The organism is Curtobacterium sp. AB7, assembly GCF_044909335.1.
Lineage (GTDB): Bacteria > Actinomycetota > Actinomycetes > Actinomycetales > Microbacteriaceae > Curtobacterium.
Genome location: NZ_JBIYED010000007.1, coordinates 85,853 through 105,743, shown reverse-complemented (window position 1 = coordinate 105,743; position 19,891 = coordinate 85,853). Strand labels below are relative to the sequence as shown.

Annotated in this window: 18 protein-coding genes and 1 tRNA gene; 10 read left to right on the top strand and 9 right to left on the bottom strand. The window is 73.1% G+C overall.

The window, feature by feature from the left end:
- The first annotated feature begins 71 nt into the window (after positions 1-71).
- Positions 72-143, top strand: a tRNA-Gly gene (locus tag ABH929_RS14580).
- A gap of 275 nt (positions 144-418) precedes the next feature.
- Here the strand turns inward: ABH929_RS14580 and ABH929_RS14575 are convergent.
- From ABH929_RS14575 to ABH929_RS14565, 3 genes are read right to left on the bottom strand one after another with little or no spacing between them, the layout of a single operon-like run.
- Positions 419-688, bottom strand: coding sequence for a DUF6510 family protein (locus ABH929_RS14575; protein WP_263090771.1), 270 nt, complete (start codon positions 686-688; stop codon positions 419-421).
- Positions 688-1,491 (bottom strand): ferredoxin reductase, encoded by an 804-nt coding sequence (locus ABH929_RS14570; protein WP_263090768.1) that lies wholly within the window; start codon positions 1,489-1,491, stop codon positions 688-690. The genes ABH929_RS14575 and ABH929_RS14570 overlap by 1 nt, the downstream gene beginning before the upstream one ends.
- On the bottom strand, positions 1,488-2,081 hold the full coding sequence (locus ABH929_RS14565) for a molybdopterin-dependent oxidoreductase (RefSeq protein WP_263090766.1): 594 nt from the start codon (positions 2,079-2,081) through the stop codon (positions 1,488-1,490). The genes ABH929_RS14570 and ABH929_RS14565 overlap by 4 nt, the downstream gene beginning before the upstream one ends.
- Before the next feature lie 155 nt (positions 2,082-2,236).
- On the opposite strand from ABH929_RS14565, the gene ABH929_RS14560 reads away from it, so the two are divergent.
- The 8 genes from ABH929_RS14560 (at position 2,237) to ABH929_RS14525 (ending at position 11,435) form a co-directional block, all read left to right on the top strand.
- Positions 2,237-3,838, top strand: a complete 1,602-nt coding sequence (locus ABH929_RS14560; RefSeq protein ID WP_404561731.1) for an ABC transporter substrate-binding protein — start codon at positions 2,237-2,239, stop codon at positions 3,836-3,838.
- The gene (locus ABH929_RS14555; RefSeq protein WP_131880041.1) at positions 3,835-4,863 is read left to right on the top strand and encodes an ABC transporter permease; all 1,029 of its coding nucleotides are present in this window, start codon (positions 3,835-3,837) and stop codon (positions 4,861-4,863) included. Before ABH929_RS14560 ends, ABH929_RS14555 begins: the two co-directional genes overlap by 4 nt.
- The gene (locus ABH929_RS14550; RefSeq protein WP_404561730.1) at positions 4,860-5,744 is read left to right on the top strand and encodes an ABC transporter permease; all 885 of its coding nucleotides are present in this window, start codon (positions 4,860-4,862) and stop codon (positions 5,742-5,744) included. Before ABH929_RS14555 ends, ABH929_RS14550 begins: the two co-directional genes overlap by 4 nt.
- On the top strand, positions 5,741-7,582 hold the full coding sequence (locus ABH929_RS14545) for a dipeptide ABC transporter ATP-binding protein (protein WP_404561729.1): 1,842 nt from the start codon (positions 5,741-5,743) through the stop codon (positions 7,580-7,582). Before ABH929_RS14550 ends, ABH929_RS14545 begins: the two co-directional genes overlap by 4 nt.
- Positions 7,579-9,636 carry a CocE/NonD family hydrolase gene (locus tag ABH929_RS14540; RefSeq protein ID WP_404561728.1) on the top strand — a complete coding sequence of 686 codons (2,058 nt, stop codon included), beginning with the start codon at positions 7,579-7,581 and terminating at the stop codon, positions 9,634-9,636. Before ABH929_RS14545 ends, ABH929_RS14540 begins: the two co-directional genes overlap by 4 nt.
- The gene (locus tag ABH929_RS14535) at positions 9,633-10,349 is read left to right on the top strand and encodes a TetR family transcriptional regulator C-terminal domain-containing protein (RefSeq protein WP_240347301.1); all 717 of its coding nucleotides are present in this window, start codon (positions 9,633-9,635) and stop codon (positions 10,347-10,349) included. Before ABH929_RS14540 ends, ABH929_RS14535 begins: the two co-directional genes overlap by 4 nt.
- 29 nt (positions 10,350-10,378) lie before the next feature.
- Positions 10,379-10,792, top strand: coding sequence for an SIP domain-containing protein (locus ABH929_RS14530; RefSeq protein WP_404561727.1), 414 nt, complete (start codon positions 10,379-10,381; stop codon positions 10,790-10,792).
- 142 nt (positions 10,793-10,934) lie between these two features.
- On the top strand, positions 10,935-11,435 hold the full coding sequence (locus ABH929_RS14525) for a Dps family protein (protein WP_111084072.1): 501 nt from the start codon (positions 10,935-10,937) through the stop codon (positions 11,433-11,435).
- 444 nt (positions 11,436-11,879) lie between these two features.
- Here the strand turns inward: ABH929_RS14525 and ABH929_RS14520 are convergent, their stop codons facing one another.
- From ABH929_RS14520 to ABH929_RS14500, 5 genes are all read right to left on the bottom strand, one after another.
- Positions 11,880-12,542, bottom strand: a complete 663-nt coding sequence (locus ABH929_RS14520; RefSeq protein WP_404561726.1) for a response regulator — start codon at positions 12,540-12,542, stop codon at positions 11,880-11,882.
- Positions 12,539-13,756 carry a sensor histidine kinase gene (locus ABH929_RS14515; RefSeq protein WP_404561725.1) on the bottom strand — a complete coding sequence of 406 codons (1,218 nt, stop codon included), beginning with the start codon at positions 13,754-13,756 and terminating at the stop codon, positions 12,539-12,541. Before ABH929_RS14515 ends, ABH929_RS14520 begins: the two co-directional genes overlap by 4 nt.
- A complete protein-coding gene (locus ABH929_RS14510; protein WP_404561724.1) occupies positions 13,753-14,496 on the bottom strand; it encodes a DedA family protein in 744 nt (247 codons plus the stop codon). Before ABH929_RS14510 ends, ABH929_RS14515 begins: the two co-directional genes overlap by 4 nt.
- 93 nt (positions 14,497-14,589) lie before the next feature.
- Positions 14,590-16,125 (bottom strand): D-glycero-beta-D-manno-heptose 1-phosphate adenylyltransferase, encoded by a 1,536-nt coding sequence (gene rfaE2 / locus ABH929_RS14505; RefSeq protein WP_404561723.1) that lies wholly within the window; start codon positions 16,123-16,125, stop codon positions 14,590-14,592.
- A complete protein-coding gene (locus tag ABH929_RS14500; RefSeq protein ID WP_404561722.1) occupies positions 16,122-17,537 on the bottom strand; it encodes an aldehyde dehydrogenase family protein in 1,416 nt (471 codons plus the stop codon). The genes rfaE2 and ABH929_RS14500 overlap by 4 nt, the downstream gene beginning before the upstream one ends.
- 145 nt (positions 17,538-17,682) lie before the next feature.
- On the opposite strand from ABH929_RS14500, the gene ABH929_RS14495 reads away from it, so the two are divergent.
- The gene (locus ABH929_RS14495) at positions 17,683-18,780 is read left to right on the top strand and encodes a glycosyltransferase family 9 protein (protein ID WP_404561721.1); all 1,098 of its coding nucleotides are present in this window, start codon (positions 17,683-17,685) and stop codon (positions 18,778-18,780) included.
- Positions 18,781-19,178: 398 nt separating this feature from the next.
- Here ABH929_RS14495 and ABH929_RS14490 read toward each other — a convergent pair whose 3' ends face one another.
- Positions 19,179-19,883: an SDR family oxidoreductase gene (locus ABH929_RS14490; protein ID WP_404561720.1), complete on the bottom strand. Its 705-nt coding sequence runs from the start codon at positions 19,881-19,883 to the stop codon at positions 19,179-19,181.
- Positions 19,884-19,891: the final 8 nt, after the last annotated feature.

Genomic DNA, 19,891 nt, shown 5'->3' with positions numbered 1-19,891 from the left:
ACAGGTCGGTGGGCCCGGGATCGGGTACAGTCGACTCCGCACGGCCCGCACGGCCCACACGGCGTGCGAATGCGGATGTGGCGCAGTGGTAGCGCATCACCTTGCCAAGGTGAGGGTCGCGAGTTCGAATCTCGTCATCCGCTCGGACGGAACAGGACCCCCGGGGTTGCTCGACAGAGCAGCACCGGGGGTCCTGTCGTTCCCGGGCGCCGTGAGCGGGCGCATCCGGGGGCGCAGGCTTCGGGTACCCGCGCCCACCGGACGCAGAGGCCGCACTGCCCCGAGTGGAGACGCCGGGTGGGTGGCCCAGCGATGTCCCGAAGAGTCATCCGGAGCATCGTCGCGGTCGGATTGGACCCCAGTTCGGGGCATGCGGTAGACCGCAAGAACTCCGCAGGAGATGCGGTCAGTGATTGCGCTAGCCGCGATCCTCGGGTGATGGAATCAGCGCGGCACGGGTACCGGGGAGGCCGATCCAGCGCGCGGAGCCGGCCTCGACCACCGTGACGAGCACGGTGTCGCACGTCCGGCACCGGGCGACGGAGCCCATCGCCGAGCAGTACACGGCGGTGCGTGCGACCGATCCGCGGGCCCCGCAGCCCGCGCAACAGAGCACCGCCACGGTCGGCTCGGGACCGAGCACCTCGGACAGGACCCCCGCGAGCGCGTTGCCGTCGACGACGATCATCAGCTGCCCCCGAACCGTTCGGCACGGACGTCGGTGGTGTCGTGCCCGAGGTCGGCGAGCCAGCGGAGCACCTGCTCGACGAAGGGCGTCGAGCCGCACACGTACACGACCGCCCCGGCGTCGGGTGGGAAGACCGCGGCGGCGAGTGCATCGCGGGTCAGCCGTCCCGCGGGCACGGCGGACCCGGGTGGAGCGATCCGGCTGTACACGGTGGTCACGTCGAGCGGCGCGTCGGAAGCGACGGCACGGTCGAGTTCGGCTCGGAAGAAGACGTCGTCCGGCATCCGGACGGCGACGAGCAACCGGAACGGTGCGGGGTCCCCGGCATCGGCGTGCGCGGTGACCATGGCGACGAGTGGCACGATCCCCGAGCCGCCGGCGATCAGCTGCACCGGACGCGTGGACGCGCTGGGGTGCCACACGAACCAGCCGCCGAGCGGCCCGTGCACCTCGAGCGCGTCGCCGACCTCGACCGTGTCGACCAGGAACGGGGACACCTCGCCACCCTCGACGCGGTCGACGGCGAGCACGACGTCGGTCCGCTCACCCGACGAGGCGATCGAGTACGAGCGGGACGCCTGGTAGCCGTCCTCGGCCGTGAGCCGCAGGTCCAGGTGCTGGCCCGGGTCGTTCCCCGGCCACGTCGGGACGTCCAGGACGACCCGACGGGCGTTCGGGGTCTCGCGCTGGACCGAGGTGACCGTCGCGGGGTGCCAGGCCGGCCGTCTGCGGGGCGCGGGCCGACCGGCGGGCGCGATCCGGGCCTCCAGGTCGGTGGCCAGGTCGGTGTCGGGAACCGTCACCAGTACCGCTCTTCCTTCCACGGGTCGCCGTGCAGGTTGTAGCCCGCGTTCTCCCAGAAGCCCGGCTCGTCGTCCGCCTGCATGACGATCCCGCTCACCCACTTCGCGCTCTTCCAGAAGTAGAGGTGCGGCACCAGCAGGCGCGCCGGACCGCCGTGTTCGGGCTCGAGCGGTTCACCGTCGGCCTCGAACGCGATCCACGCTTTGCCGTCCAGCAGCTCGTCGAGCGGCACGTTCGTCGTGTAGCCGCCGGTGCTGTGCACCATGCAGTGGTCGAGCGACGTGTCGACGTCCTCGAAGAGGCGGTCGAGGGGGACGCCGCGCCAGGGCATGTCGAGCTTGGTCCAGTGGGTGACGCAGTGGATGTCGACGGTGACGTCCTCGACGCCGAGCGCGTGCACCTCGTCCCAGGTCCAGGTGTGCACACCGTTCTCGGTGCGGATCGAGAAGCTCCACGACGCCGGATCGACGTCGGGCGTGGCACCGGCTGACAGCACCGGCCAGTCGCGCACGAGGGTCTGGCCGGGCGGGATGCGGGTGTCGTCGCGGTCGGCCCGACGGCCACCGAACCCCCTGGTGAACGTCGCCATGATCCTCCTCGGACGGGATGGTCCGATCATGCTCCGTGCCGGCGGCGCCCGTGTAACGAGTTCGTAAACACTCGGACGGACGAGGAGCAGGAGTTGGGGGATCGCCGGTCTCCCTCTATCGTTCACCGGAACGATTACAGGAGGGGCCACCCCGAATGCAGCCCATCGTCCCCGAACACCGGAACGCCCGCGGCCCGAGCCGCCGAGCGCTCCTCACCGGCGCCGCCGGCCTCGCCGGCCTCGGCCTGCTCACCCTCACGGGGTGCAGCTCCGGCGCGAACGCCGGCACCCCCACGATCCCCGAGGCGGCAGCCACCGGCCTCGCCCGACGCGGCGGTCGCCTGCACATCGCGCGCCCGGCCGCCTCGGCCGCCGAGACCCTCGACTCCGCCAGCTCGCTGTCGGCGTACGAGTACCTCGGCGCGCTCTACAACCGGCTCGTCAAGCTCGACGAACAGGGCACCACCGTGCCCGACCTCGCCGAGGAGTGGTCCGCGAACGCCGACGGCACCGAGTGGACGTTCTCGCTCCGCCGTGGCGTCACCTTCCACGACGGCAGCCGCTTCACCGCGGACGACGCCATCGCGAGCATCCGGCACATCCTCGACGAGAAGACCGGCAGCCCGCAGGCCGGGGTCCTCGGCGAGGTGATGGACGCCGACTCGATGCGTGCGACCGACCCGTACACGCTGCGCTTCTCGCTGACCAAGCCGAACGCCGAGTTCCCGTCGCTGCTCACCGCGTACCAGTGCTACATCGTGCCGGCGGCCGCGATCGCCGACATCGGCCGCACCGGGATCGGGACGGGCCCGTTCCGGCTCTCCGCGTTCACCCCCGCCGGCGCCGGCAGCGTCGAGGCGTTCGAGGACCACTTCGCCGGGCGTCCCGCGCTGGACGGCATCGACTTCTACTCGATCCAGGACACCACCGCCCGGGTGAACGCGCTCCTCGCCGGCCAGATCGACCTGATCTCGCAGACGAACCTCGACTTCGCGACCGCTCGGGTGGTGTCGGCGTCCGACCGCGCCACGGTCGCCCGGTCGAAGAACGCCCAGTGGTACACGATCCCGATGCTCGCCACGAGCGACGAGTTCCGCGACCCGCGGGTCCGCCAGGCGATGAAGCTCGCCTACGACCCGCAGCAGATCGTCGACACCGCCCTGCAGGGCACCGGCTCGCCCGGGTGGGACAACCCCGTCCCGCCGCAGCTCGCCGCCTTCGTCGACGACCACCGCGAGTACGACCCGGACAAGGCGAAGGCACTGCTCAAGCAGGCCGGTCACGAGGGGTTCCGGACCTCGATCTACACGTCGAGCTACGAGTCGGTGTTCACGCCGATGGCCGTCGCCTACCGCGACGCCGTCGCCGACGCGGGCATCCGCCTGACCGTCCGCAACGCGAGCTCGGACTCGTACTACACGCAGATCTGGATGCAGAAGCCGCTCATGGTGAGCTACTGGTTCACCGGCCGGCCGATCGACCAGCTCCTCAACCAGATCTTCCGCACGGGGTCGTCCTACAACGAGAGCGCGTGGTCGAACGAGACCTTCGACGGGTTGCTCGACGACGCCCGCGCCGAGATGGACGACGCCAAGCGGCTGAGCCTGTACCAGGACGCGCAGCGGCTCGTGGTCGAGGACGGGGCCGACATGACCCCGATGTTCGGCGACCGGCTCGTGGGGCTGTCCCGCGACGTCGTGAACTACTCGGAGTACGGCTTCGAGTTCGACTACCTCCGGATCGGACTGCGCCGATGACGACCAAGAACACCCCGTCGGACGTCCTCGTCCCCGTCCTCCGCCGGGTCGGCATCGCCGTGCTCACGGTCGTGCTCGCCTCGCTCTTCGTGTTCCTGGCCGTGCAGGCCCTGCCCGGAGACGTCGCGCAGCAGCTGCTCGGGCAGAACGCCACCCCGGACGCCGTGAAGCAGCTGCGCGAGACCCTCGGCCTCGACCAGAACGTGTGGCTCCGCTACCTGCAGTGGCTCGGTGGCGCGGTGCACGGCGACTTCGGCACCTCGCTCGTCAGCGGCGAGGCCGTCGCGCCGACGCTGTTCACCGCCTTCCGGAACAGCATGCTCATCGCCGTACCCGCCATGCTCGTCGGCGTCACGGTGTCCCTGACGCTCGGCGTCCTCGCCGGGGTCCGGCGGGGTCGCCCGTCCGACAAGGTGATCTCGATCGTCAGCCTCGTCGTGATGAGCGTGCCCGAGTTCATGGTCGCGACCGTGCTCGTGCTGCTCTTCGCGATCGGCCTGCCGGTCTTCCCCGCCGTCGTGCTGCGGGGCAGCGATGCCACCGTCGGCGAACTCCTGCCGACGATCTGGCTGCCGATCATCGTGCTCACCCTGGCGATGGCCGCCTACATCGTGCGCACCGCCCGCTCCTCGACCATCGACGTGATGGCGTCCGAGTTCGTCACCACGGCGGAGCTCAAGGGCCTGACGATGCGTCGCGTGGTCTGGAAGCACGCGGTGCCGAGCGCGCTGCTGCCGACGCTGAACGTCGTCGCGCTCAACGTCGCCTGGCTGCTCGGCGGTGTCGTCGTCGTCGAGAACGTCTTCAACTACCCGGGCATGGGCAAGCTCATGCTCGAGTCGGTCTTCAACCGCGATCTGCCGACGATCGAGGCGATCGCGCTCCTGAGCGCCGTCATCTACGTCGTCTGCAACCTCGCCGCCGACCTCGTGGCACTCGCCCTCGACCCGAAGCTGCGGACCCGCCAGCGGCGACCGCGCACGCGCACCCGCACCACGCGCAGCACCAGGAAGGCCGCCGCATGACCGCCACCGCCACTCGCCGCCCCGGACGCGTCGTCCTCGCCGGTGCCCTCGCGCCCCTGCGCGGCTCGACGGCGCTGAGCATCGGCCTCGGCCTCATCGCCCTGCACGTCGTGCTCGCCCTGCTGGCACCGGTCATCGCCGGCCACGACCCGGTGGCCACCAACGCCGGCGACGTCCTCGCCGGCCCGACCTGGACGCACTGGCTCGGCACCGACCAGTACGGCCGTGACGTGCTGTCGCGGACGCTGAACGGCGGCCGGTACGCCCTGCTCGTGACGTTCCTCGCCACGACGATCGCGGTCGCGGTCGGCACGGTGCTCGGCTGCATCACGGCGTACGCGGACAACTGGTTCGACGAGGCCGTCATGCGCGTCGTCGACGCCCTGCTCAGCGTGCCGTCGATCCTCGCCCTGCTCGTCGTCGTCACCGTCTTCGACGCCGGGCTCTGGGTCATCGTCCTCGCCGTCACCGTCGTCTACGCGCCCGCCGTGACCCGCGTCGTCCGCGGTGCCGCCCGCACCGTCATCACGCAGGACTACGTGACGGCCGCCCGGGCCCGGGGTGAACGCGCGCTGTCGATCGTGTTCCGCGAGATCCTGCCGAACGTCCTCGACGTGGTGCTCGTCGAGTACGCCATGCGGGCCTCGTGGATCGTGCTGCTCGTCGCGTCGCTGTCCTTCCTCGGCTTCGGCGCCAACCCACCGACGCCGGACTGGGGGCTGATGGTGCAGGAGAACCGAACGGCGCTGACCGTGGTGCCGCTCGGCACGCTCGCACCGATCGTCGCCCTGGCGACCCTGGTGATCGGGCTCAACCTCGCAGCCGACGGCCTGAGCAAGTCGCTCGGCGTCGACCGCGCCACGAAGGGAGTGAGCGCATGACGCACACCGACAGCGCACCGGCCGCACCGGCGACCGCGACGGACCCGATCGTCCGCGTCGACGACCTCGCGATCTCCTACGCGGCCGGCAAGCGCCTGGTCCCCGTGGTGCGCGGCGTCTCCTTCGCAATCCCCGCCGGCCGCACCCTCGGGCTCGTCGGGGAGTCCGGGAGCGGCAAGTCCACCGTCGCCCGGACCCTGCTCGCGCACCTCCGAGCGGGCTCGACGATCGTCGGCGGCTCGGTGCGCGTCGGCGGCGACGACGTGTTCGCGCTCTCGCCGTCCGGCCGCCGCGAGCTCCGCGGCGGCGTCGCCTCCGTCGTCGCGCAGAACGCCGGCCAGGCACTCACCCCGTCGATGCGCGTCGGCGAGCAGATCCGCGAGGCCCTGCGCGCCCACCGCGAACCCGACGGCCCCGAGCGCGTCGCCGAGCTGGTCCGGTTGGTCCGGCTGCCAGACCCCGACGCGATCGTCCGCCGCTACCCGCACCAGCTCTCCGGTGGGCAGCAGCAGCGCATCGCGATCGCGATGGCCGTTGCCGCACGCCCCCGGGTGCTCGTGCTCGACGAACCCACGACGGCGCTCGACGTCGTCACCCAGGCCGCCGTCCTCGACCTGATCGCGGACCTCGGCCGGCAGCTCGGCATGGCCGTCCTGCTCGTCAGCCACGACCTCGGGGTCGTGTCCGCGATGGCGGACGAGATCGCCGTCATGCGCGACGGCGAGATCGTCGAGCACGCCGCCACGGCGGCGCTCTTCGCCGCCCCGCAGCACGAGTACACGCGTGCCCTGCTGGCCGCGGTGCCGGACGGGCGACGGCCTGGGCCCACGTCGCCGGTTCCGGATCGACGCGCCAGCGGCGAGACGGCCGTGCCGATGGGGGGAGGATCGGGGCGCGTGCCCGAGAGGGCGACCGTCTCGTCGACGGTCGCCTCCACGGCCGGCCGAACCGTTCCTCCCGAACCGCTCGTCCGTCCCGTGGTGACCGCCGAGGACCTGGTGATCCGCTACGGACGCCGCCTGCCGGCCGCCGTCGACGGCGTGTCCTTCACGATCGCGCCGCGTGAGACGCTCGCGGTCGTGGGGGAGTCCGGAAGCGGCAAGTCGACGCTCGCGACGGCCCTCGCCGGCCTGGTGCCGGCCGAGTCGGGCACGTTCGCGTTCGACGACGGGACCGTGAGCGGCGACCTGCGCGAGCCGATCGCCGGACGGTCCCCGGAGCTTCGTCGTGCGGTGCAGCTCGTGTTCCAGAACGCCGACACGTCGCTCAACCCGCGGCGCACCGTGGGCGCGGCGATCGGGCGACCGCTCAAGCTGTTTACGGGCACGTCCTCGCGGCAGCGCGTCGGCGAGTTGCTCACCCGGGTCGGCCTCGGCCCGGAGTTCGCCGACCGGCTGCCGGCGCAGCTCTCCGGTGGGCAGCGACAGCGCGTCGGCATCGCCCGGGCCCTCGCCGCCGAGCCGCGCCTCGTGATCGCCGACGAGATCACCACCGCGCTCGACGTGCAGGTGCAGGCCGGGATCCTCGCGCTCCTCGCCGACCTGCAGCGTTCGCGCGGGCTCAGTTGCCTGTTCATCAGCCACGACCTGGCCGTCGTCCGGGGTGTGGCCGACCGGGTCGCCGTGATGACCGGCGGCCGGATCGTCGAGATCGGACCGACCGAGCGGGTCTTCACCGGCCCGAACCACCCGTACACGTCGACCCTGCTGGCCGCGACCCTCGAACCGGGCAGCACCGAGCTGCCCGACGTCGGCGACGGTGTGCCGCGCTGGCGGCACAGCGAGGGATGGGACGACCACGGCGACGGACACCGCACCCGCAACTGGGAGGACGCATGAGCGACCGGACCACTGCCGCCACCCTCACCGCCATCGGCGCGACGGACTCGCTGCCGGACGGCGTGACCGTCCGCGACGAGTGGATCCCGATGCCCGACGGCGTCCGGCTGCACACCCGGATCTGGTCGCCGGCGTCGCCCGACGGTCCGGTGCCGGTGCTGCTCGAGTACCTGCCGTACCGGCTCGACGACTGGACCGCGCCGCGCGACTCCGAGCGGCACCCCTGGTACGCCCAGCACGGGTACGCGTCGGTGCGGGTCGACATCCGGGGCAGCGGCTCGTCGGACGGGTTCTTCGACGACGAGTACAGCGAGCAGGAGCTCCGCGACGGTGAGGCCGTGATCGCCTGGCTCGCCGAGCAGGAGTGGTCGACCGGTGCCGTCGGCATGTTCGGCATCTCGTGGGGCGGGTTCAACGCCCTGCAGCTGGCAGCGCGCGCCCCCGCGGCGCTCAAGGCCATCGTCACGGTGTGCTCGACGGACGACCGGTACGACAACGACGTGCACTACGTCGGCGGAGCGGTGCTCGGCATCGACATGGCGGCGTGGGGCGCGACGATGTTCGCGTTCAACTCGCGGCCGCCGCGGCCCGAGGTCGTCGGCACGGACTGGGTCGACCGGTGGCGCGAGCGGCTGGAGTCGAACCGCCCGATGACGCCGGTGTGGCTCGCGCACCAAGAGCGCGACGACTACTGGCGGCACGGCAGCGCCGCCGAGGACTACGGCACCATCGGCGCAGCGGTCCTCGCCGTCGGCGGCTGGGCGGACCCGTACCGCGACGCCGTGCTCCGACTGGTGTCGAACGTGCAGTCCCCGGTCAAGGGCATCGTCGGGCCGTGGTCGCACCAGTACCCGGACCGCGGACTCGCACCCGGACCGTCGATCGGGTTCCTGCAGGAGACGCTGCGCTGGTGGGACCGTTGGCTCCGCGGGATCGACACCGGCGTGGAAGCGGACCCCGCGCTCCGCGCCTGGATCAACGAGGGCGAAGCCCCGGCGACGTACTACGCCTCGCGACGGGGCCGGTGGGTCGGCGCCGAGGCGTGGCCCTCGGCGGCGACGCACCGGCGCGCGCTGCCCCTCGCGACGCTACGCGGCGGCGAGGACGGGCCGGTCGTCGTCCGGTCGCCGCAGCACACCGGCGCCGACGCCGGACGGTTCTTCCCGTTCGGCAACGCGACCGACCTGCCACCCGACCAGCGTGCCGAGGATGGCCGCTCCGTCTGCTTCGACCTGCCCGTCGGCAAGGCGTTCGACCTGCTCGGCAACGCGCTCGTCACCCTGTCGGTCACGAGCGACCAGCCCCGCGCCACCCTGACGGTGCGGTTGTGCGACGTCGCGCCGGACGGCTCGTCGACCCTCGTCACGCGCGGGGTGCTGAACGCGGCGAAGCGGGACGGCATGGACCGGGCGGACCCGCTGGTCCCCGGCGAACCGGCGTCCCTGCCGGTGCAGCTCGTCGCGACCGGTCACCGGTTCGCCGCCGGGCACCGCCTGCGGATCGCGGTGTCGTCGTCGTACTGGCCCTGGGTCTGGCCGCACGGCACCGAGGCCACCGTCACGATCGACCCGACGGCGTCCGAGGTGTGCCTGCCGGTCTGGACGCGCGACACCGACGACGACGTGCGCTTCGACGAGCCCGAGCGGTCGACGCCGCTCGCGATCGAGCGCGTGGCACCGACCGAGCAGCTGCCCCAGCGCACCGTCACGCACGACGTCGAGACGGGCGAGTGGACCCTCGACGTCGACCCCGGGTACGGCGGCGGACGGGTCTACCCCGACGGGCTCGTCTTCAGCGAGGACGCCCGCGAGACGTACCGCATCCGGTCGGACGACCCGAACTCGGCCGTGGCATCGTCGCGTTGGGCGATCGGCCTGGAGAAGCCGGAGTGGTCGGCACGGCTCGAGACGTCCTCGGAGGTCACCGCGGACGCCGAGGCCTTCCACGTCGTGAACACCGTCCGGGCCTGGGCCCGCGACGGCGGCCCGGACGTCCCGGAGGTGCTGGTCACCGAGCAGACCTTCACCGACGACGTCCCGAGGACCTCGGCGTGACCGGCGCGGCGGGTGCTGCGCCGGGCGCGACCGCGGGCGCCGCAGCGGGCCCGGCGGCGGGCTCGTCGCCGCGCATCCGGCAGCGTCCCGCGGTCCGGCGCGCGATGATCGTCGCGGCCGCCCGAGCCGTCATCGTCCGGAACGGCGTCGGCGCGACGGGCCTGCGGGACATCGCCGCCGAGGCCGGGGTGTCCGTCGGCACCGTGACGTACCACTTCGGCAGCGTGGCGGAGATCCTCAACGAGGTCGTCGTGCTCGAGACGGAGCGCTTCTACGGGGCGATCGTCATCGCCGTCGACGCCGAGTCCGACCCCGTCGAGGCGCTGCGGATGCTCGTCGCGCCGTTGTTCGACGACACCGAACAGGTCCGGCAGCACTGGCGGATCTGGTCCGACTACTGGACCGCGGTCGCCCGCCGGCCCGAGGTGGCCGCCGAGTACGCCGAACGGATCCGCGTCTGGGAGGCCTGTCTGGTCCGCGTGATCCGCCGCGGTGCCGACGCCGGCACGTTCCCGGGCGGCGCCGGACCGATCGAACCGGACACCGTGGCCCTGAAGCTCGCGGCCTACAGCGACGGTGTCGCGACGCAGATCGCTCAGGGCGTCCCCGGGCTCACGCACACCGTCGCACTGTCGTGGATGTGGACGTTCCTGGCGCACGAACTCGGAGTGCCGGCTGTGGAGATCGCCGGAACCGGCCAGCAGCCCTTGTGATGAGGTAAGGCTTGCCTTACCGTTGCAGCATGGCACGGACCCGGCGACAGCCCAGCGAACGCATCCTCATCGCCGGTGGCGTCGAGGACCTGCCGGAGATCCGCCGTCAGCTCGAAGAACTGCCGGAGAACGCGTACGGCCAGGTCTTCGTCGAGGTCGCCCTCGACGAGCAGATCCGCATCCTGCCGGCACCGCCCCGGGTGACGGTGACGTGGCTGGTCCGCAGTGCCCGCGCCTCGGCGGTGTCGCCACTCGTCTTCGCCGACCACGGCGAGGCCCTCGCGCACGCCCTGACCGGCTGGGCGGCCGAGTGGTGCGTCGCCGAGTGCGAGCCGCGCACGAGCGTCTGGATCGGGTGCACCGACAGCCCCTGGGTCGAGCGTGCGCGCTCCGCCGTCCAGATCGAGCTGAGCGACGCCGGCTTCGACACGCTCGTCGGTTGACCGCTGCCGGCTGCCGGTAAGGGCAGCCTCCGCTTCCTTGCGGCATACAAGAGAAGCGGGCATGGTTGTCTCCATCGGCAGCACCGAACTGGTCAGGACAGGCCCAGCGATCCGGTGTGACCACGACGCAGGAGGTTCAGACATGACCACGACCACCACCAGCACCACGACCACCACGTCCCCGTTCTCGACGACGCCGGAGCTCGCCGCCGGAGTGGCGCAGTTCCTCGCTCCCGTCGTGATCGACCTCGAGGCACTCGTCGTCAACGGCAAGCAGGCGCACTGGCACGTCCGCGGCCGCAACTTCGTCGGTGTGCACGAGCTCCTCGACGACATCGTCGAGCACGCCCAGGCCTACGCCGACACCGCTGCGGAGCGCATCGTCGCCCTCGGCCTGCCGGTCGACTCGCGCATCGCGACCGTCGCCGCCAACACGACGCTGCCGCCGCTGTCGCAGGGCTTCCAGAACTCCGACGTCACCATCACCGAGGTCATCGCCCAGATCGACGCAGCCCTGCTGCAGGTCCGTCGCGCCGTCGAGGGTCTCGACGAGGTCGACCTCAACAGCCAGGACGTCGTCATCGAGATCGAGCGCGGCCTGACGAAGGACCGTTGGTTCCTGCAGGCGCACCTCGCCGCCTGAGTCGCGACCACCCCCTGACGGGAGGCCCGGTGCCAGCTGGCACCGGGCCTCCCGTCCGTCTGCCGTCGCGCCGCCCACCGCGACCCGCGTCGACCCGGTACGACACTCTCGATGTCGTTCGACAACGACCTCGTCGCCGCTCCGCGTGTGCAACCGTTGCGGGCGCGCAGTTGCGACGAGGTCGATGTCGTACGACACCGGCGATGTCGCTGATTGCGCGCGCGAGTACCCGCGCGTGACCTGCACCCGTGCCCGGCCCTGCGACACCGACGAGGTCGCGCGACACCCCGCCGGCGCGACGCCGAGGTTCCACGGACCGACGGTTCGGCGCGCGAGATGTGCAGATCTCGGAACCTCGGGGGACGTGAGCGGCGCGTCGGGCGGACGGGGGCGGGGACGGCGCGGCGGACGGCGTCGGGGCGACCGGGGAACGGGCACGGCGCGTCAGAGCGTCGGGCGGACCAGGCCGGCCTCGTACGCCAGCACCACGGCGTGCACCCGGTCGCGCAACTGCAACTTCGCCAGCACCCGCCCCACGTGGGTCTTGACGGTCTGCTCCGCGATGAACAGGTCGCCCGCGATCTCTCCGTTGGACCGCCCGCGCGCCATGAGCAGGAACACGTCGCGCTCCCGGTCGGTCAGGACGTCGAGCACCTCGGGGCGCCCAGCGGCGGTGACCGGTCCGGCGACGAACGCCTCGACCAGGTGCCGGGTCACGCGCGGCGCGAGCAGCGCCTCGCCCGCGGCCACCGTGCGCACCGCCGCGACGAGCTCGTCGGCACTCGCGTCCTTGAGCAGGAAACCGCTCGCCCCGGCCCGCAGGGCGTCGAACACGTAGTCGTCGATGTCGAACGTCGTCAGCATGACCACGCGGACGGGTCGGTCCGTCGGCGCCGCCGTGATCCGTCGGGTCGCCTCGATCCCGTCGAGTTCCGGCATCCGGACGTCCATCAGGATCACGTCCGGCTGCAGCCGGATCGCCGCGACCACCGCCTCGGCACCGTTCGCGGCCTCGCCGACGACCTCGACGTCGTCCTGGGCCTGGAGGATCGCCCGCAGTCCCATGCGGAACATCTGCTGGTCGTCCACCACCATCACCCGCGTCATCGGGTCCCTCCGTCGGCTGCCGGTTCGCGGACGGGCATGATCACCACGACCGTGAAGCCCCCGTCCGCCACGGGGCCGTGGTCGATCGTGCCGTCGAGCGCCGTCACCCGCTCGCGCATCCCGGCCAGGCCGAAGCCACCGTCGTCGGGTGGTGCGGCCGGCACGGTGCCAGCGGGTGGAGCGGTGTTGGCGACCTCGACCCGGAGGCGCGAGCCGTGCCTCCTGACCGTCACGACGGTGGACGCGCCGGGCGCGTGCCGGGCGACGTTGCCGAGCGCCTCCTGCACGACCCGGTAGACGGTGAGCTGTGCGAGCCGGTCGACGTCGTCGGCGACGTCGACGTCGAGCTCCACGGGGATGCCGGCGGCGCGCGTTGCCTGCGCGAGCGCGGGCAGGTCTGCGAGGTCCGGCTGCGGGGCGCGCTCGGCGGCGGTGTCGCCGCGCAGGGTCCCGAGCAGCTGGCGCATCTCGCGCAGCGCGGTGCGCGAGGTCTCGGCGATCGCGGCGAACTCGGCGCGGGCCTCCTGCGGCAGGTCGGCCACCCGGTACGGGGCCGACTCCGCCTGCATGTGCACGACGGACATGCTGTGCGCGACGACGTCGTGCAGCTCGCGGGCGATCCGGGAGCGCTCCTCGACGGTGCGGCGCCGGGCCTGCTCGAGCTCGGCGTCGCGGCGGGCGGCGACGAGCTCCTGGCGGATGCTGCGGCGCTGTCCGACGACGACGGCGGCGGCGGCGACCAGGAGCGTGTCGCCGGCGGACACGACGAAGCTCGTCGCCCAGACGGCGGGCTGGTCCCAGCGGCCGGGCGTCACGGCGACCAGCAGCAGGGGGAGGACGGCTGCGACGGCCCAGACGACCGCGGTCAGCCGCCAGGTCGAGCGGACCCCGAGCACGACGAGCAGGACGCTCAAGCCGATGATGCCGGTGACCGGGATCGGCCACGGGCTCGTCTCGACCGGGGCGGTGAGCAGGCCGAGCGCGACGAGTCCGACCAGGTGGGCGGCGGCTGCGGTGCGGGGGACGAACGGGGCGATGCCGATGCTGACCGTGAGCACCGCCGACACGAGCAGGGAGAGCGGGACCGCGACGGCGTAGTACACCGAGGTCACCGGGGCGGCGACGCTGAACAGGGACACCACCGCGACCACGAGTGCGATCCGGGTCGCCAGCGGCAGCCAGGTCGGTCGCGGGCGGAGCAGGGCGGTGGTCACGGTCGGACGATCTCTCCGGTGGGGACGATGCGGGGTGTGGCGGACGGGGCGTGTGCGACGGGTGCGGTGCCCGGGGTGGGCACGTCGGTCGCGGGCACGCCGGTCGTGGGTGCGATCGCGGCGGCCGCTCGTGCGGCACGGGCGTCGCGCCTGCGGCTGATGGTACCGATGACCCGGTCGACCGCGATGCCGAGGCCGCCCGCGACCACCATCGACACCAGGGCGGCGACGAGCGGCTCGTGCAGCACCTGCGACGCGGCCAGGGCGATCCCGACCGACGTCGCGGACCACGCCGTCCCGGCGATCGCACTGATGGCGAGGAAGCGACGGTAGGGCAGCCGGGTCGCGCCGGCGGTCGTGTTCACCGCGACCCGGCCGACGGGGATGTAGCGGCCGACCAGGATCAGGCTGGCGGACCGGCGCTGCATCTGCCGTTCGGCGAACGCGAACGCCGCCGCGATCCGCGGTCGCCGGGACTGCGCCAGGCGCGCGAGTCCGATCCGGCGGCCGATCCAGTACGCCACCGAGTCACCCGCGATCGCCCCCACCGCGGCGGCCGCCAGCACCCCGGCCAGGACGGGCCGGCCGGACGTCGCGGCGATGGCGGCGACGGCGACGAGGGCCGACTCACTCGGGACCGGCGGGAAGAAGCCGTCGACGAAGCACAGGGCGACGAGCACGACGTAGACGAGCGGACTCGCAGCCAACTCGACGACGAACGGGGTGATCTGGTCGAACACGGCGACGCTCCCTCCGCCGACGGACCTCGTCGACGGGTTCGACGGTACGGAGCGCTCGGGGCGTTGCCATCCCGCCTGGGTCTCGACGACCCCCTACTGCGGTATGACCTTCCCGTCCGTGGTCCCCTCGGGGTCGGGCCCGGCTGCGGTCGCTGCCGACGCGGCCGCGGCGTCGCGGATGCGTCGGACCACGGCCGTCGTGGAGTGCTCGGGGACGTAGTCGACCATCACCACCTCGCCGCCGTACCCGCGCACGACCGCCGTCTCGCGGAGCATCTCGGGCGAGTAGTCGCCGCCCTTGACGTAGACCTCGGGGCGCAGCCGTTCGATGAGCGGGATCGGGGTGTCGGTCGCGAACACCGTCACCAGGTCGACGCAGGCCAGGGCGGCGATCACCCCGGCGCGGTCCTCGGCCGGGTTGATCGGACGTTCCGGGCCCTTCAGCCGCCGCACCGAGTCGTCGTCGTTCAACGCGACGACGAGCAGGTCGCCGAGGTCCCGGGCCTGGCGCAGGTACGTCGTGTGCCCACGGTGCACGACGTCGAAGCAGCCGTTCGTGAACACCACGCGCCGACCGACCTGACGGGCCCGTTCCACTGCGGCCGCGAGTTCCTCGTGGTCGACGACGGTGGCTGCCGGTGCCGTCACCGAGTCGAGCAGGGCGGCGGCGCTGCAGACCGACGTGCCGGCCTCGCGGACGACGACGTCGGCGGCAGCCTGGGCAACGGAGACGGCGTCGCGGACGGACGCGTCGACCGCGAGTGCCACCGTCGCTGCGGCGCAGAACGTGTCCCCGGCGCCGGACGCCTGCTGCTCGGAGGCCGGCACCGCTCGGGTGCGGAAGCCCTCGTCCGTGTCGGGCTCGAGCAGCACGGTGCCGTCGCGGTCGAGCGTGACGACGGCCGCGCGGGCACCGGTCCGGGCGAGGACGTCGGCTCGTGCACCCAGGACGGCGGCCACCCGGTCGGCGCCGGTCCCGAGGTCGCGTCCGAGCAGTGCTGCCGTCTCGCCGGCGTTCGGCGTGACGAGGTCGGGTCGCAACGACGCCCAGCGGGGCAGGTCGTGCGCGTCGACGACGATCGACCCGGGGCGGTCGCGGTCGAGCACCGGGACGACGTCCTCGGCACGGACGCCGAGTCCGTAGTCGCAGACGACCGCGGCGTCGGCGCACCGGACGGCTCGGGCGACGGCACGTGCCAACCGCTCGTTGTGGTCGGCGGTCGGGGTGCCGGCCAGGTCGTCGACCCGGACCACGACCCGGTCGCCGCCCACCACGCGGGACTTCGTGGTGGTGCGCGCCCCGGTGATCTCGACCAGGAACGTGGTGTCGACGCCCGCGGCCTCGAGCCGTTCGCGCAGGACGTCGCCGGCCTCGTCGTCGCCGATGAGTCCGACGATCCGGACACGGGCACCGAGCGCGCGGGCGTTCACCGCGGTGTTCGCCGCGCCGCCGGCCACCGCGATGGTCTCCGTGACCCGGACGACGGGTGCAGGGGCCTCGCGCGAGACCCGCTCGGCCTCGCCCACGGTCCACCGGTCGAGGATGCAGTCGCCGATCACGACGACGAGTGGTTCGCGGTCGTCGATCGTGGCGACCACGTCGCGGACGAGCCGGACGTCGACGCTCATCGCGTGCCGCAGGCCGTGCGTACGGGGGCGGGTTCGAGGTGCACGACCGTGGTGGTGGTCATCTCGTCGAGCAGGTGCGGGCCGTACCCGAAACCCGCTCCGGAGGCACGGCGCGGCTGGGCGCTGCCGCCCGGTGCACCACCGAACACCGCGTTGACCTTGACCGTGCCGACCGGCAGTTCCGCGGCGGCGCGCAGGGCGTGACCGGTGTCGTTCGTCAGGACGGTGGCGGCCAGGCCGTACCGGTCGGCGGCGGCGAGCCGGAGCCCCTCGTCGAAGTCCGCCACGACGCGGACCGGCGCGATCGGACCGAAGGTCTCCTCGGTCATCACGAGCATGTCGTCGGAGCACCCGGTGAGCACGGTCGCCGGGTAGAACGACCCGGCACCGTCCGGGGTGACCCCACCGGTCCGTGCCGCAGCACCGCGCTGCAGGGCGTCGTCGACGTGGGACTGCACCGTGCTGCGCAGCCGGTCGTCGACCAGCGGACCGTAGGTCGTCGCGGGCGCGGCGGTGCGGCGCTCCGCCTCGGCCACGAGGGCGGCGACGAAGGGCTCGGCGACGGCGCGGTGCACGTAGACGCGCTCGACGCTGGTGCAGATCTGCCCGGTGTTCGCGAACGCGCCGAGCGCCACCTGGGCGGCGGCCCACTGCGGGTCGACGTCGGCGTCGACGACGACCGCGTCGTTCCCGCCGTTCTCACGGACCACGTGGGCACGGGTCGCGACGGCGACCTCGGACAGCCGGTCACCGGTCGCGGTGGACCCGACGTGCGCGTACACGTCGATGCCGTCCTGGGCGAGCAACAGTTCGCCGGTGGCCCCGTCCCCGTCCACGCCGACGAGCACGCCGTCGGGCAGGACCTCGGCGAGCAGGGCGTTCAGGCGCGCCATGGTGGCGGGGGACCGCTCGCTGCCCTTGTGCACCACGGTGTTGCCCGTCACGATCGCCGCACCGAGGATGCCGCAGGCCACGGCGACCGGGTCGTTCCACGGCGTCAGGGCGAGCACGACCCCGCGGGGGTGCGGGACGGCCCAGTCGGCCGCCCCGAACTGCCCGCGCAGAGCCTCGCCGCGGTGCACCGGCCCGAGCTCGGCGTACTGCACGAGCGTCCCGACCCCGGCCTCGACCCCACCGAGTGCGTCACCCGGCACCTTGCCGGTCTCGCGGGTGTTCAGGTCGGCGAGCTCCTGCGCGTGCGCGCGGACGTGCTCGGCAGCCGCGTGCAGCAGCGCCCCGCGCTCGGCCGGGGCGGTGCGGGCCCAGGAGCCGGCAGCTGCCCGGGCGCGAGCGACCGCATCGCGGACGTCGGCTTCGGAGGCCCGGGGCACGGTCGACGCGACCGTCCCGTCGACGGGGTCGGTCACCACCAGGTCGGTGGCGGCGTCGGCAGCAGCGGGTGCGATCGTCATGGTGTCCTTCCGGAGGGCGTACGGGGGTCAGACGGTGCTCGGACACCGCTGTGTGCCGACTCGATTCCGCGCTTCGTGTCCATCGGTGGCCGTCAGCCGCCCGGTGCTGGACGTCTCACCGGCATCCGACCGGTAGACGAGAGGCGTGCAGCAGATCGGTGTGGGCGGAGAGCGGTTCGACGGCGTGACCGAGATCGCGGTGCTCCGCGGTGGAGGCCTCGGCGACCTGATGTTCGCCGTGCCGGCCCTCGAAGCCCTCGCCGCGGCCTACCCGGACGCGCGTGTCACGCTCCTCGGAACGCCCGCCGCGGCAGCGGTCCTGGGCGGCCGGACGGACGCCGTGCACGCCTTCGAGGAACTCCCGGTCGCACCGGGTGTCCGCGACTCCGGCGACGACGCTCCCGATGCCGAGGACTTCTTCGCCCGGCTGTCCGGCCGGTTCGACCTCGCGGTGCAGCTGCACGGTGGTGGCCGCAACTCGAACCCGTTCCTGCTCCGGCTCGGCGCCCGGCACACCGTCGGCACCGCAACCGAGGACGCCGAGGTCCTCGAGCGCTGGGTGCGCTACGTCTACTACCAGCACGAGGTCCTGCGTGCCCTCGAGGTCGTGTCGCTCGCGGGGGCCGCCCCCGTGACGCTCGACCCGCGGGTGCGCGTGTCCGACGACGAGCGATCGGCGGTCCGCGAGCGGCTGGGCGTCGCGGGGAACGGCACCCGGCTCCTGGCGATCCACCCCGGAGCGACGGATCCGCGCCGCCGATGGAGCCCCTCGCGCTTCGCCGAGGTCGCCCGTGTCCGGCTCGCCGCCGGGGACGACGTGGTGCTCGTCGGCGACGCGTCCGACGTACCGGCGTCGACCGCCATCGTCGAGGCGCTGCCCGCCGACCTCGCCGGACGCGTGCACGACCTGACCGGCGCCGTGCCGCTCCGCGAGCTCCCCGCCGTGCTCGCCGCCGCCGACGTCATGGTCGGCGACGACTCCGGCCCGCGGCACCTGGCGGTCGCCGTCGGGACCCCCACGGTCGGTGTGTTCTGGTTCGGCAACGTCGTCAACGCCGGGCCGTTCGACCGCGGGCGCCACCGCGTGCACCTGTCCTACGTCACGCGCTGCCCGGTGTGCGGGGTCGACGTCACGCAGGTGGGGTGGACAGCCGAACGCTGCGCGCACGACCCGTCCTACGTCGACGAGGTCGACCCGCAGCAGGTCCTCGACGACGTCGCCGACCTGCTCCGCACCGTCTGACCGCCCCGTGCGCACGTTCCCACCCCGTGCGGGATTGACCGCTGCGTGCGGCGCTGCAAGCGCGCACCACGCCGTCAACCCCGCACCGAACGACGCACGCCGCACCGCGCAAGCAACGTGACAAGACGGACGGACGGGAGGCACGGTGCCAACCCGGCACGCGCCTCCCGTCCGCACCGTGCGCGCGTCGCCACCCCGTGTGCGGTTGACCGCTGCGTGCCGCGCTGCAAGCGCGCACCACGCCGTCAACCCCGCACCGAACGACGCACGCCGCACCGCGCAGGCAACGTGACAAGACGGACGGACGGGCGGCCCGGCGCACGACCGGCACCGCGCCTCCCGTCCGCCCCGTGGCAACGACCAACGCGCCAGGCAGCGGCGCGGCGCGGCGCGAGCGCCTACGGCCAGCTCGGCTCCGTTGCGGGCATGATCGACAGCTCCCGGATCTCGCAGCCGGCCGGCTGCGACAGCGCGAAGAGGATCGCGTTCGCGACGTACTCCGGCTCGATGAGCTGCGCGTCCGGACCCGGCTTGTACTGCTCGGTGCGGTCGGCGAAGAAGTTCGTGCGCATGCCGGCCGGGATCACGTTGGTGACACCGATGCGGCCGGCGGTCTCGGCGGCCAGGGCCTGGGAGAAGCCGCGGACACCGAACTTCGACGCCGAGTAGGCGGTGCCGTCGCCGACGCCGCGCAGGGCGAGCGAGGACGAGATCGTCACGACGCGGCCGTGCGCCGCCTCGAGGGCGGGCAGAGCGGCGCGGACGACCGAGGCGGTGCCGATCAGGTTGACCGCGACGATCTTCTCCCAGTTGCCGGAGGAGATCGCGTCGATCGGTGCCGGGGTGTCGATCCCCGCGGCGGTCACGACCGCGTCGAGTCCGTCGTGACGCTCGGCCGCCTGGCGGACCGCCTGCTCGACCGCGTCCGTGTCGGCCACGTCGACGGCCATGGCGTCGATGCCCTCGGACACTGCGTCGACGCGCAGGTCGAGGACGATCGGGGTGCCGCCGGCCTCGACGACCGCAGCGACGACCGCCGCGCCGAGTCCGGAGGCGCCGCCGGTGACGAGCACGCGGCCGATGGGGGTGGTGGGGACGGGCATGGACTTCC